11 protein-coding genes are annotated in these 12,775 nt (G+C 64.1%); 6 read left to right on the plus strand and 5 right to left on the minus strand.

Annotated elements, in window-relative coordinates; all coding sequences use genetic code 11:
* Positions 1–807 precede the first annotated feature (807 nt).
* Together ACX80M_RS04350 and ACX80M_RS04355 are read right to left on the minus strand one after the other, a co-directional pair.
* The gene (locus tag ACX80M_RS04350) at positions 808–1,236 is read right to left on the minus strand and encodes a hypothetical protein (RefSeq protein ID WP_459309019.1); all 429 of its coding nucleotides are present in this window, start codon (positions 1,234–1,236) and stop codon (positions 808–810) included.
* A 259-nt stretch (positions 1,237–1,495) separates the two neighbouring features.
* Complete coding sequence (locus ACX80M_RS04355) at positions 1,496–1,726, minus strand: helix-turn-helix domain-containing protein (RefSeq protein ID WP_459309021.1); 231 nt, start codon at positions 1,724–1,726, stop codon at positions 1,496–1,498.
* A 143-nt stretch (positions 1,727–1,869) separates the two neighbouring features.
* Between ACX80M_RS04355 and ACX80M_RS04360 the strand changes: the two genes are divergently transcribed.
* Complete coding sequence (locus ACX80M_RS04360; protein ID WP_459309023.1) at positions 1,870–2,511, plus strand: hypothetical protein; 642 nt, start codon at positions 1,870–1,872, stop codon at positions 2,509–2,511.
* Positions 2,512–2,674: 163 nt separating this feature from the next.
* Positions 2,675–3,856: a tyrosine-type recombinase/integrase gene (locus ACX80M_RS04365; protein ID WP_459309025.1), complete on the plus strand. Its 1,182-nt coding sequence runs from the start codon at positions 2,675–2,677 to the stop codon at positions 3,854–3,856.
* Positions 3,857–4,247: 391 nt separating this feature from the next.
* On the opposite strand, the gene ACX80M_RS04370 is transcribed toward ACX80M_RS04365, so the two are convergent.
* Positions 4,248–5,696, minus strand: a complete 1,449-nt coding sequence (locus tag ACX80M_RS04370) for an HNH endonuclease signature motif containing protein (protein WP_459309027.1) — start codon at positions 5,694–5,696, stop codon at positions 4,248–4,250.
* Positions 5,697–5,923: 227 nt separating this feature from the next.
* On the opposite strand from ACX80M_RS04370, the gene ACX80M_RS04375 reads away from it, so the two are divergent.
* Both ACX80M_RS04375 and ACX80M_RS04380 read left to right on the plus strand, forming a co-directional pair.
* Positions 5,924–6,982, plus strand: coding sequence for a M4 family metallopeptidase (locus tag ACX80M_RS04375; RefSeq protein WP_252600102.1), 1,059 nt, complete (start codon positions 5,924–5,926; stop codon positions 6,980–6,982).
* Positions 6,983–7,042: 60 nt separating this feature from the next.
* Positions 7,043–7,366: a protealysin inhibitor emfourin gene (locus ACX80M_RS04380; protein ID WP_252611714.1), complete on the plus strand. Its 324-nt coding sequence runs from the start codon at positions 7,043–7,045 to the stop codon at positions 7,364–7,366.
* A 12-nt stretch (positions 7,367–7,378) separates the two neighbouring features.
* Here ACX80M_RS04380 and ACX80M_RS04385 read toward each other — a convergent pair whose 3' ends face one another.
* Positions 7,379–8,347 (minus strand): GlxA family transcriptional regulator, encoded by a 969-nt coding sequence (locus tag ACX80M_RS04385; protein WP_252600104.1) that lies wholly within the window; start codon positions 8,345–8,347, stop codon positions 7,379–7,381.
* 81 nt (positions 8,348–8,428) lie between these two features.
* Between ACX80M_RS04385 and ACX80M_RS04390 the strand changes: the two genes are divergently transcribed.
* A complete protein-coding gene (locus ACX80M_RS04390; RefSeq protein ID WP_181037140.1) occupies positions 8,429–8,596 on the plus strand; it encodes a hypothetical protein in 168 nt (55 codons plus the stop codon).
* Positions 8,597–8,658: 62 nt separating this feature from the next.
* Here ACX80M_RS04390 and ACX80M_RS04395 read toward each other — a convergent pair whose 3' ends face one another.
* Positions 8,659–8,805, minus strand: a complete 147-nt coding sequence (locus ACX80M_RS04395; RefSeq protein ID WP_252600105.1) for a hypothetical protein — start codon at positions 8,803–8,805, stop codon at positions 8,659–8,661.
* On the opposite strand from ACX80M_RS04395, the gene hrpA reads away from it, so the two are divergent.
* The gene (hrpA, locus tag ACX80M_RS04400; RefSeq protein ID WP_459309031.1) at positions 8,804–12,757 is read left to right on the plus strand and encodes an ATP-dependent RNA helicase HrpA; all 3,954 of its coding nucleotides are present in this window, start codon (positions 8,804–8,806) and stop codon (positions 12,755–12,757) included. The two genes, ACX80M_RS04395 and hrpA, sit on opposite strands and share 2 nt — an antisense overlap.
* Positions 12,758–12,775: the final 18 nt, after the last annotated feature.

Below are 12,775 nucleotides of genomic sequence, written 5' to 3' on the forward strand. Positions count from 1 at the left end.
AGCTTCAGAGATGCCCTTTGTGTATTTACGGGTGGCCGCTGGGGTGGCCCGCGTAGCTCCAGCGGAGCGGGCCCTGGTGTCTGGTCTCCCCTGGTCCCGGCGTAGGCCTCAAGCCGTAGCCGGTGTTTTTGTTCCTTCCATCGTTCAGTTCAGCGGTAATTGGCATAGGAACGGTTCTACAGAACCGGGCTCCGCAGAGGGAGGAAGGAGGGCGGGGGCTTGCCCTGTTGCCCACAGGGCACCTGTGGGGCTGAGGGCAAGCGTTGACACCGGCCCGTCGGACGGTTGGTGTTGGTTGGCTACGTGAGTAGCCCGCAAGACCCACGGCATTACTGTGGATAGTGGCGGCACATGCAACCGGATCCTGCAGACCTTGAAGGTCTGCTGTAGGTGCTGGCACTCTTCGTCTCGCAACTGTTTACATCGTGCCCCAGCGCGCATTTATTGATGCTGCCAGGCCGACACGGACTCTTGGGAGTCGTGCCCTGTGCCGTTGTCAGACAATCCCCGCCCAGGGCCGCTACTGACCCACCCCCGGGCGAAGCGATGAGGAGAACTCGGCCCCGCGACGAGGAGAGTTGGACCGCCACCTCCCGGGCTTGACTACGGGAAAGGTATCGACCAGCGACTGGCATTCGTGACACGGCGGATCGATCCGGGAGAATCCCAACTGGTGGCCCCAGGCCGCCTGGGCGGCACAGGGGAAGCAGAGGCCCAGACGAACATAGTGGCGCTTCATGGCATCAAAGATCCTCGCCTGCCAGGGAGTTTCAACAGGATCCTGGGCGCGACGGGAGATGGGAGCTTTCAAAGGGATCCCGGGTTCTTGTCGTCGAGTTCGTTGCAGTTGACACTGAGCGGGATCAGCAGCGTCCACCCATAGTTCTGGCCGAAGCGTTCGTCGATGTTGCGGTCGAGGTATCCCTTCAATGCGAGTTCTGACATAGTCTCGATCACCGTGAGATCCCTCCTGTCGCGCCCAAGCGCTGCGTTGATCCGCTGCCAGTCCGTGAATGCCACGCGGCCGATACCAACGGAACGGGCCATCACAGTTGTCGCCTGGAGCGCTTCGGACGGCAGACTGCCGTCGCTGGCGATCGCGTGGAGCCAGTCGACCAGGAACGGGTTTACGGTTGCGAACGCGGAGCTGTTGGCGCCTTCGGCGTCAGCAGTACGCGGCTCGCCTGTCTGCTTCACAGGAACGGCTTCAGGCGACGGTTCGGTCAGCGGGGTCATGGATACCTCCATTTGTTGGGTCAAAAAGGGCGCGGGTACAAGCAGCAAGAAACCGCGAAGTGGAAGCCGCTATCAGGGAGACTGCTTCAGCCGCAGTGACTGGTCACTGCCGAACGACAGGCGCTCGGGACGACAAATTCAAGAGTGCAGATTGGCGACGGTCGACGACCGGTCGGCGGACTACCGGGGTCAGCTCAGATTCTGAGCTGGCTCGGTCATGCATACCTTCAGGACGATCGACCCGCGGCGAAGCCACCGTTCACGATGTGCGCTGCTGGCGAGCCCAGTTCACGACATCGTCGATGGAATAGCGGCACTGCGCTCCAAACTTGTGAAACCGCGGCCCCATAGCGCGGCCCGACTGGGCCAGCCATTTCTCGGAGACATTGAGGTAGACGGCCACCTGCTTCCTCGTCATGTACGGCGACGCCGGTAACGCAGCAAGCCCGGTCGTGGTCGAATTCGAATTTCGTGCGGGGCTATTGTTCAACCCAGTTCCTTTCGTAGAGGCCAGTAACACAGTTTGGTTGGCAATCAATCTGTTCAACAGAAGAAACATAACACCGTTCGCTTGGCATGTAAACAGTGTTCAGCACTTTTTTCTTGGCATGTGACCTGTGCTAACGTTTCCACATGACGACACCGGCACTTCCCCAGCTCGCCCCCAAGGTCGAATATCTAGGCCGTCCAGATGGGCCCGATATGCAAACCCACGACGACGGAGGTGTGGCGTATACCGTATTGAGGGCCAGATACCGAGTCCATGGCCTCCGCGTCGAGATCGGCTGGGTCGTGGGCCACCCGATGGGGAACTTTCGCGAGCCAAACCAACTGAGTATCGACTTTGACTCCATGGACTACGCGTTGTCGCAGGACGGGGAACGCCAAGCCGAAGCCTGGGACGGGATCACGACCTCGGTACTGCGCGCCATCCCCATGGCGCACGCTCGCGCCTTGATGCGGGACCGGCACGAGCAGTTGTCCGTCATTGACGTTCGCCGGGACATCACGCCGTTGCCGGCAAGGGTCGAGACGGATCGGGATTACGTTCATGCAGCGTCGGCATACGTGGCCCTCGGCGCCGTGTCGGTGGAACCGATCAAACGGCTGGCCGAGTGGTCCGGCGAGAGCATAGATACATGGTCAGCTCGACTCCGTCGCGCCAGGGCTAAGGGGATACTCGAGGGCAAGGGACGAGATGCGCACATAGCAACGGCGTTCTTGGACCAGTCGAACGGAATATGGGCGGAAATGCGGGCACGCACGCAGAGGTAGTGCGCCTGGCGCGGAAGCGATCCACGAGCGTTAGTCATGGAGATGGGGACCGGCAAGCATGGTCGGTGACCTTGCGGCCATCGCGGTTTGCTGCTTCTGGCCCGAATAATCTCTTTGAGACTAATGTCTGCCTTTTGAAGTCACTGTCACCTATGGTTGTTGCATGGCGATAACAGATCTGAAGACGGTCGGCGAGTGGAAACCCGGCGCGAAGTCTAAGCGGTGGCAGGTTGACTGGTTGGCCGACGACGCTGCAAAGGGCAAGGTGCGCCGCCGAAAACGCTTTTCCACAAAGGCCGAAGCTGAAGATTTCCAGGCATCCACCAGGCAGGCCATTCGCGCGGGCTCATGGGTGGACCCAAAGCTCGCTGACAAGATGACGGTGGGCAAGCTGGCGCTCGAATGGCTGGAAAGGGTCAAGTCCGTCGGCGCAAACGGCCGAAGGCCAGTGACCCCCAAGACATACGATAATTACATCCGCCTCTACGAGAACTACATTGAGCCACAGTGGGGCATGACTCGCGTGTCCGGCGTCACCTATGACGCGACTAGCGAATGGATAACCTCACTCAAAGGCATGAATGGCGAGCCAGCCGGTGCCCGAACGCGGGAACTTGTGAGCAAGGTTTTTGGCCGCATCATGGGCTTCGCGGTCAGGAAGCGCCTGCTCCCAGCCAACCCCGCGAAGGATCCCACCGGTCGCGCCGACTATATTCCAGATGCCCGCCCCGTCAAGCGCCACACCTACCTGACCATGGAGCAACTAGCCACCATCGCCCGCGAGGCCGGGGACGGGGCCCTCATGGTGATGCTCGCGGGAACATGCGGGCTCCGGTGGGGTGAAGTGACAGCACTGACAGTGGCCAACGTGCGGCTGGGCAATAGGCCCATGCTGGCGGTAACGCAGGCCTACAGCGAAGTCTCTGGCAAGCTGATCCTCGGCCCGACCAAGGGCGGCGAAGACCGGCAGGTCCCCATCCCGAGACGAATAGCTGATCGACTGAGAGACGCGGTCGAAGGCGCACCGTCAACAGCGAGGGTCTTTCAAAGCCCCCGAGGTACGGTGCTTCGAAACGGCAACTTCACAAAGAACGTCTACAAACCCGCTATCGAACGGGCCGCAGCCGGCGACCCAGACTTCCCATCGCCAACTTTCCACGATCTGAGGCATACCGCCGTCTCCCTGGCGATCAGCGTTGGATCCAACGTCAAGGTGGTCCAGCGCATAGCTGGCCACGCGTCCGCGACCCTAACCCTGGACACCTATGCCGGCCTCTTTGACGACGACCTCCACGACAGCGCCAGCCGGCTAAATGACCTACTTCAGGGCATCGATTGGCAGTGAGCGCTGGATTCAATGTCACTTTGATGTCACTGGAATGGCATAAAACTCAATGGTGGCAGGCCTAAAACTACTGCCTCCGGAGCAGAAGGTCGTTGGTTCGATTCCAATCGAGGGCACATATGAAACCCCCGCCGCTTGCAAAAGCGGCGGGGGTTTCTGCGTTCCTCCCCCCACAGGCGCGAGCGGATCCTCACAGACACTTGAGGCCCTGCCGAGCTGGGCAGCCGGACACATGAGGCCCTACCGAGCTGGCGCGGCCGGACACCGGCCGCATGTTTATTGCGACGGGCTGTGGCACGCCGGTTTATTGTGGCGCGGCTGTGGCACTCCGGCTTGTCGGACTCCGCGGCTGACGCTGCGCCTCAATACCCAGCCCGCGACATGGCCCGCGCTAAGGCGGCGTGGTGCATAAGGCTCCTGTTGTTTCCGGTGCTGGCAACGTCGGTGGTTCCCAGTCGGGGTGTTCGCTCGCGTAGTGCCGTCCGGTGGGTGAGATCCAACCGGGTGGTTCATTCTTGCCCGCGGTGGTGGGTTTCCATGCGGTGGTGTGTCTGAGCCGGTGGTGTTTGTGGCACGGCTGGCCGAGATTACTGATCCCGGTGGTGCCGCCGTGGCCCCAGGCGAGGAGGTGGTCCGCTTCGTTGTCGAGGGAGTGGTTGCTGCAGCCTGGGAACGGGCATTTCCCGTCGCGCAACCTGAGCCATTGGCGTTGGGCTTTCGTGAGCCGGTAGCTGGTCCGGCCGATCTCGAGCGGTGCGCCATCGCGGGGATCGATCAGGACGCGGTGGAAGGATTCGGCACCGTCGGCGATCAGGTGGCGGGCCATGGACGGCGGGATCGGCCCGTATCCGTCGAGCATGGCCGATTCATCGGTGAGGCCGGGCAGCGCCATGACCGGGACCGTGATCAGCACCTGCGCCCGCGGTGAGGGAATACCGCCACCCACGCCGACGGATTCCCGGCCAGAGCTGAGATCGGTTCCGCCGGTGATGCCGCTTGATCCGCCGCTGATGCAGTCCGCGTTTACGCCGAGGAGCCAGGTGGCAACGGTGTCGGCGCGGAGCTGAGTGAGGGTCCGGTCCTCATGGGGGCCTTGGAGGGCGCGGGCGGCGGTGGTGGTGCGGTCCCAGATCCCCGCGGCCTGATCCGCGGGCAGGTAGGCGGAGAGCCAGGCCATACCGTCCCGGTCCGGGGCATACTCCACCCGTCGATCCCGGACACCGCGTGCGTGGCGTTTTTCGATGCTGACCGGGTGGTGCCGCTCCCGCCAGGTCCGGGCTTTGTGCCGGAACCGGCCGGGGATGAGCTCACCGGCGCGGCCACGTGCCGGATTCACGACGAAGGGGTCCAGGAAATGTGCCTCCAACGCCTGCGCCCCGGTGAGGTCAAGGTTGGTGGTTTCGTCGACCATGATCCGGGCGTGCTGCCACGAAATCGTCCCGGCCTGCAATGCCGCGAACGTCAGCGGCAAGGCCGTGGTCAGTACGTGGGATTCGGCGAGCAGGGCACCGGCACTGCGTTCACTCACTGTCAGGGCGCAAGCGACCTCAGCGACGACAGTCATCTCCTGACCTGTGTGGTCCTGCGGCGACTCGGCCGGACCCGCCAGGGCCTCGGCAGCGGCGCCGTAACCGGCAGCCAGCCAGGCCTTCAGTGCGGCACTTTTCGCGTCCAACCGCGAGATCTCGGCCAGCCCGTCCAGGAAACCACCCACCACCCGGCGCAACGGATCAGCCTCCCAGGGACCGGAGGCTTCGGCACCTTCACTGATCACAACAGCCAGCTCAGCGAAAGACACCGCAAGTGCCTCCGCCGTCACCACAGCTGCTCTGGTATCCATACTCAAATGATCCCGCGAGGGTCTGACAATAACGGCCAGCCTAAACGGCTATGTGCACAACTCCGCGAAACAACGATCCGTGCCTCCAGCCGCCGCGGAGTTCAGGGCCACAGCTGTCCCCTCGCGCACGGGGCCCCAAGTGTCCGTTCGCGCTGGATTGAGTGCGCCTTCGTCGGATTGTCGGCGCCCCCTCGTAGGCTGATTCAACGAACGCGAGGGGGTAGACCATGCACATTCCAGCCACATTCTGTTCGATCGTTCCGCCTTACTTGCTGCGGCGGTTGGCCCGCCTGGACGAGCCGAGGTTTTCAGCCGCCGCACGGGCTGCCAAGGAAGCGCTAAGCCACGTCCGGTACGTCCAATCAGCCCGTACCCAGCCGGCGCCTGCCGCTCCCCCGGCACTGCGGGACGTCCGCCCGGGCCCGCCCAACAGGAGCGTCTACGATGCCGGCGGATCGGAGAACCTGCCCGGAAAGCTCATGCGCAAGGAAGGCGAACCGGCCTCCGGCGATCAGTCCGCTGATGAGGCGTACGACGGCCTTGGGCACACGCATCGCCTGTTTGCCGACGTCTTCGGCCGTAACTCCATCGACGGGGAAGGCCTGCCGCTCGATGCCACGGTGCACTTTGGCAAGCTCTACGACAATGCTTTCTGGGACGGCCGGCAGATGGTCTTCGGCGACGGCGACGGCGAAGTCTTCGACCGTTTTACGCGGTCGCTCAGCGTCATCGGGCACGAACTCACGCACGGCGTCACGCAGTACTCGGCGGGGTTGGCTTACCGCAACCAGGCCGGTGCCATCAACGAATCCATGTCCGACGTTTTCGGCGCGCTCGTGGAGCAGTACCTGAACAGCCAGTCCGTGACCGACGCCAGCTGGCTGATCGGCGAAGGGCTCTTCACGCCCCAGGTTGAGGGATCGGCTCTCCGATCCTTGAAGGCCCCGGGCACAGCGTACGACGACGACGTGCTGGGTAAGGACCCCCAGCCGGATTCGATGGACTCGTACGTGCGGACCAGCGCGGACAACGGCGGCGTCCACATCAACTCCGGGATCCCCAACAGGGCCTTCTACCTCACGGCGGAGACCCTGGGCGGCAACGCCTGGGAGGCGCCGGGACGGATCTGGTACGACACACTGACGGGCGGCTCGCTGCCTGCCACCGCCACCTTCCGCGTCTTCGCTAGGGCGACGGCGGCATCTGCCGTCGACCTGTTCGGCACCGATTCGCCGGAGCATGACGCCGTGCGGCAGGCGTGGGAAACTGTGAAGGTCAAGCTTTAGTTGAACGCCTGCCCGCCGCGAGCCGGCGGCCAGGCTGCAGGAAAGCCCAGGACCCAGGCCATGAAGATCAGTGTGGAGCGCAGCGGCGGCATCGCAGCCCTGACCCGCGTATGGACAGTGCACGCCCAGACCGCGAGCGCCAAAAGCCAGTGGCAACCCATTGTGGAAGCATGCCCTTGGGACGCGGTGCCCAAGACCGTCCGGGCCGCAGCCGCGGAGGTGCAGGACAACCAGCCCGACCGATTTATCTATTCGATCCGGGCCGGCCAGCGGCGGGCGGCGCTGCCGGAGCAGGCTGTCACCGGACCATGGCGTGTGCTGGTGGACACCACCCGGGCGGCAGCCGGGGACAGCCCCGACCGGCGGGGTCCTGTGCAGGCTTAGCTGCGTCTCCAGTCAGCCTGCTGTTACCAGTTGCCCCCGGAAGGCCCGGCGGTAGGACTGCGGGCTGGTGTCCAGCACCTTGGCGAAGTGATGCCGAAGGAGGACGGGGTGGCCAAAGCCGGATTCCCGGGCAACCTCGTCGATGTTCAGGTCAGTGGATTCCAACAGCACCTGCGCCCGGAGGACACGCTGCGAGTTCAGCCAGGCAGCAGGGGTGGCCCCCGTTTCGGACCGGAAGCGGCGGGCGAAGGTCCTGGCTGACATGTGGACGCGGGACGCCAGCTCAACGACGGTGTGCTCCTGCTCCAGGTTCTGCACCATCCAGCGCAACAACTCTTCCATCGGCGCCGATCCACAGGCTGGCACGGGCCGGTCGATGAACTGAGCCTGGCCACCGTCGCGGTGCGGCGGCACCACCATGTCCCGCGCAATGGCGGCAGCCACATTGGCGCCCAACTCAACGCGCACCAGATGAAGGCAGGCATCAATTCCTGCCGCTGTTCCGGCGCTGGTGATCAGGTTGCCGTCCTGCACATAGAGCACGTTTTCATCGACTTGCACTTCCGGGTACCGGTTTGCGAGTTCATGGGAATAGTGCCAGTGCGTGGTGCAACGCCGCCCGTTCAGCAGACCGGCGCGGGCCAGGGCAAAGGCTCCGGAACAGATGGACATCACCCAGGCTCCACGGGCGTGCGCGGCGCGCAATGCCTCCAGCACGGATTCCGGAACGTCGTCGTCGCGTCCGAAGGGGGTCATGATCACGAGGTCCGCGTCCGCCGTTGCCTCCAATCCCAGCGAAACATTCAAGGAGAGTCCCGATTTCATCCGGACGTTACCAGGTTCGGGTGCGCAGACCCGGAAGTCGAACGCCGGAACGTTGCTGCCGCGTCCTGATCTGTCGATACCAAAAACCTCGCAGGCGGTGGCGAACTCGAAGACAGAGAAGTTGGGAACTACGATGACTGCCACTGATTTGAGCATGCTTCCATTATGGCAGAAATTCGAGCTTTTTGGGCATTTCTGCCACTGTTTCTTCACAGCCCACGGGAGCAGCATTGAGTCATGGAAATCTTCGGAATCGCCCTAGTGGTCCTGCTCCTCGTTGTTCTCGCCGCCACCGTCTCAGCGCTCCTGCGTGATGGCCGCGGCCACACCCCGCCCATCACCTCCGACCAGCCTTGGTCCGCCCTGGACCTGCCCAGCGTTAACTACACCCTGCGCATTTTCTAACCAGAAGGCATGCCTCAACCCGCCATTGTTAACCCATCCGTACTAACACGAAGGGACCCGGCTCATGTGAGCCGGGTCCCTTCCTCATGTTCTGATTGAGTGGCGTCCGGGAGGGCGGGGAAGGTGGGATCAACGGCCGGGCCGGCGTCGGGGTTGCCAGCAGCAAGCGTGGGAAACAGGCGCCGCCCCAGTAGACTGGCTGCAGCCATGACATTTCATATCTCCTACCCTGCTGAGCTGCCCGTTTCCGAGCGCCGCGAGGACCTGAAGGCTGCCATTGCAGCGAACCAGGTGACCATCATCGCCGGCGAGACCGGCTCCGGCAAGACCACCCAGATCCCCAAAATGTGCCTCGAGCTGGGCCTGGGCGACAACGGCCTGATCGGGCACACCCAGCCGCGGCGGCTCGCAGCCCGCACCGTCGCTGAGCGCATCGCCGAGGAACTCGGTGTGGAGATCGGCCAGGAAGTCGGCTTCCAGGTGCGGTTCACGGGCGAAGTCAGCCGCGCCACCAAGGTCAAGCTCATGACCGACGGCATCCTGCTCGCCGAGATCCAGCGGGACAAGCTGCTGCGCAAATACAACGCCATCATCATTGACGAAGCGCACGAGCGCAGCCTCAACATCGACTTCATCCTGGGCTACCTCAAGCGCATCCTGCCGCAGCGGCCGGACCTGAAAATCATCATCACCTCGGCCACGATCGATCCGGAGCGGTTCGCGAAACACTTCGGGTCCGACGACGAGCCCTCCCCCATCATCGAGGTGTCCGGGCGCACGTTCCCGGTGGAGATCCGGTACAGGCCGCTGTCCCAGCCGGCCGGCGGACCCGCCGATCGCGAAGATGCAGACGCCTCCGATGACGAACTCGAAGAGGACCGCGATCCGCTCGACGCCGTCTGCGACGCCGTTGACGAACTCGCCACCGAGGCCCCCGGCGACATCCTGGTCTTTTTCTCCGGCGAGCGCGAAATCCGCGACGCAGCAGAGGCACTCAACGCCAGGATCCAGTCCAACCGGCGCCTGGCCGGCACCGAGGTGCTCCCGCTGTTCGCCCGCCTGAGCCTGCAGGAACAGCACAAGGTGTTCCACCCCGGCAAAAACCGCCGGATTGTGCTGGCCACCAACGTGGCCGAGACGTCCCTGACGGTCCCGGGCATCAAGTACGTCATCGACACCGGCACGGCCCGCATCTCCCGCTACTCGCACCGCACCAAGGTCCAGCGGCTGCCCATCGAGCGCGTGTCGCAGGCTTCGGCGAACCAGCGCTCCGGCCGGTGCGGCCGTGTGTCGGACGGCATCGCCATCCGGCTCTATTCGGAAGAGGACTTCGGGTCCCGGCCGCTGTTCACGGATCCGGAAATCCTGCGCACCAACCTGGCGGCCGTCATCCTGCAGATGACCGCCATGGGCGTTGCCCGCGGGCCCAAGGACGTGGAGAACTTCCCGTTCGTCGAGCCGCCGGACTCGCGGGCAATCAACGACGGCGTTACGCTCCTGCGCGAGCTCGGCGCCCTGAATGCCGTCCGGCCAGGTGACGCCAAGAGCGGCGGACTCACCGCCGTCGGACAGCAGCTTGCCCAGCTGCCGGTGGATCCCCGCCTCGGCAGGATGATCGTGGAGGCCGGCAAGCGCGGCTGCGTCCGCGAGGTAATGATCCTGGCCGCGGCGCTGACCATCCAGGACCCGCGTGAGCGTCCCACGGACAAGCAGCAGCTCGCCGCCGAGAAGCATGCCCGCTTCCGCGATGAAAACTCGGACTTCACCGGCTTCCTGAACCTGTGGAACTACCTGCAGGAGAAACAGCAGGAACTCTCGTCCACCCAGTTCCGCCGCCTGTGCCGGACCGAGTTCATCAACTACCTTCGGGTCAGGGAGTGGCAGGATCTCTTCGCCCAGCTCCGCCAGATGGCCCGCCCGCTCGGGATCAGTCTGGACAACAAGCGCCTTGCCGATCCTGCGGGCAACCACGAGGGCATCCACATGAGCCTGCTGTCGGGCCTCCTCAGCCACATCGGCATCCTGGACGAGCGCAAGCGCGAATACGCCGGTGCCCGCGGCAGCCGGTTCGCAATCTTCCCCGGTTCGTCGCTCTTCAAGAAGTCCCCCACGTTTGTGATGGCTGCCGAACTCGTGGAGACGAGCCGCCTCTGGGCCAGGGTCGCAGCCAAGTTCGATCCCGTCTGGGCAGAACAGGTGGCGCCGGACCTCGTTAAGCGCAGCTACAGCGAGCCGCACTGGTCCACCAAAATGGGCGCGGTCATGGCGTACGAGAAGGTCACCCTGTACGGCGTGCCCATCATCCCGCAGCGCCGGGTCAACTACAGCCGAGTGGATCCTGTGCTGGCCCGCGAGCTGTTCATCCGGCACGCCCTGGTGGAAGGCGATTGGAAAACGCACCACAAGTTCTTCCACCGCAACCGCGCCCTGCTTCTGGAGGTCGAGGAGCTCGAAGCCAGGATGCGCCGCCGCGACCTGCTGGTGGACGACGAAACGCTGTTTGAGTTCTACGACGCCAGGATCGGCCCCGACGTTGTATCCGAACGGCACTTCGACAAATGGTGGAAGGAGGCCCGGCAGCAGAATCCGGACCTCCTCGACTACGACAAGTCATTGCTGCTCAACAACGACGCCGATGGCCTGGACGAAGCCGCTTATCCGAAGACGCTATTGCACAAGGGCTTCGAGCTCCCGCTCAGCTACGAGTTCCACCCGGTGGCGCCCGGGTCACCACCCAACCCGTCCGACGGCGTCACAGCCGAAGTCCCGGTGCTCTTCCTTAACCAGCTCGATGATGCCGCCTTCCGCTGGCTGATCCCGGGCCAGCGCGCGGAGCTTGTGGCTGCCCTGATCAAGTCACTCCCCAAGCAGGTCCGCAAGAACTTCGTCCCCGCTCCGGATGTGGCCCGGCAGGCCGTTGCTGCCCTGGATTCGGACTTCGATCCGGCGCACGATGAGCTGGAAGCTTCACTGGAACTGGCCTTGCGCCGGATCCGCGGCCACGTCATCCCGCCAGATTCCTGGAACTGGGACGCTGTGCCGTCCCATCTGCGGGTGAGCTTCAAGGTTGTCGATACGCGGGGCAAGGTGCTGGATGAGGGCAAGGACCTCGCGGTCCTTCAGGAGCGGCTGGCCCCGGCAACCCGCCGCGCCATCGCTGAATCCTTGGGGGCGACGCCGGGAACCACCGCGCCGCAGTCTCTTGGAAATTCGAAGACACCCGGAAAGGCCGGCGGAACAGTACCCGCGTCATCTACTGGCGGAAATGCAGCCGGCAGCGGCACAGGCTTCCAGGAACAGACCGGCCTGACCGAGTGGGCCTTCGGCACGGTCCAGCGGCAGGTCAGCAACACCGTCAACGGCCACATGGTCACCGGCTATCCGGCGTTGGTGGATGAAGGAACATCCGTGGCGCTGCGCGTCTTCCAGACCTCGTCGGAGCAGCTCGAGGCCATGCGCGGCGGTGTGATCCGGCTCCTCGCCCTCAGGGTACCGGCACCGGACCGTTACGTCCTGGAGCACCTCAACAACACCGAAAAGCTGACGTTCAGCCAGAATCCGCACGGTTCGGTGTCAGCCCTCATTGCCGATTGTGCCCTGGCTGCCGTGGACAAACTGACCCCGGCGGAACTCCCGTGGGACCGGGGGTCCTTCGACGCCCTTTACGAACAGGTCCGGGCGGAACTGATCGATACCGTCTTCAGTGTGACGGCCGTGGTGGAGCGCGTCCTGGCCAGCACCCGGCGGATTGAGAAAATGCTGAAGGGCACCACCAGTTTGGCACTGATCAGTGCCCTGAACGATGTCAGGAGCCAGCTCGAGCAGCTCGTGTTCCCGGGATTCGTGGCCCGCACCGGCTATATGCAGCTGAGCCAGCTCCCCCGCTACCTTGCCGCCATCGAGAAACGCCTCGAAAAGCTCCCCGGCAACGTCCAGCGGGATGGCCTGAGCATGGCCGCGGTCCAGCGGCTGGAAGACGATTACGACGACGCCGTGTCGGCGCTGCTGCCCGGGCGTCGGGTCGGTGCAGAACTGACGCAGGTCCGCTGGATGATCGAAGAGCTGCGCGTGAGCCTCTTCGCCGTCGAACTCGGAACGGCCTATTCCGTCTCCGAAAAGCGGATCAGGGCTGTCCTTAACAAGGCGCTCGCGCCGGCCTAGGCCTGCCGGCCCACGGCT

The organism is Pseudarthrobacter sp. MDT1-22, assembly GCF_054511035.1.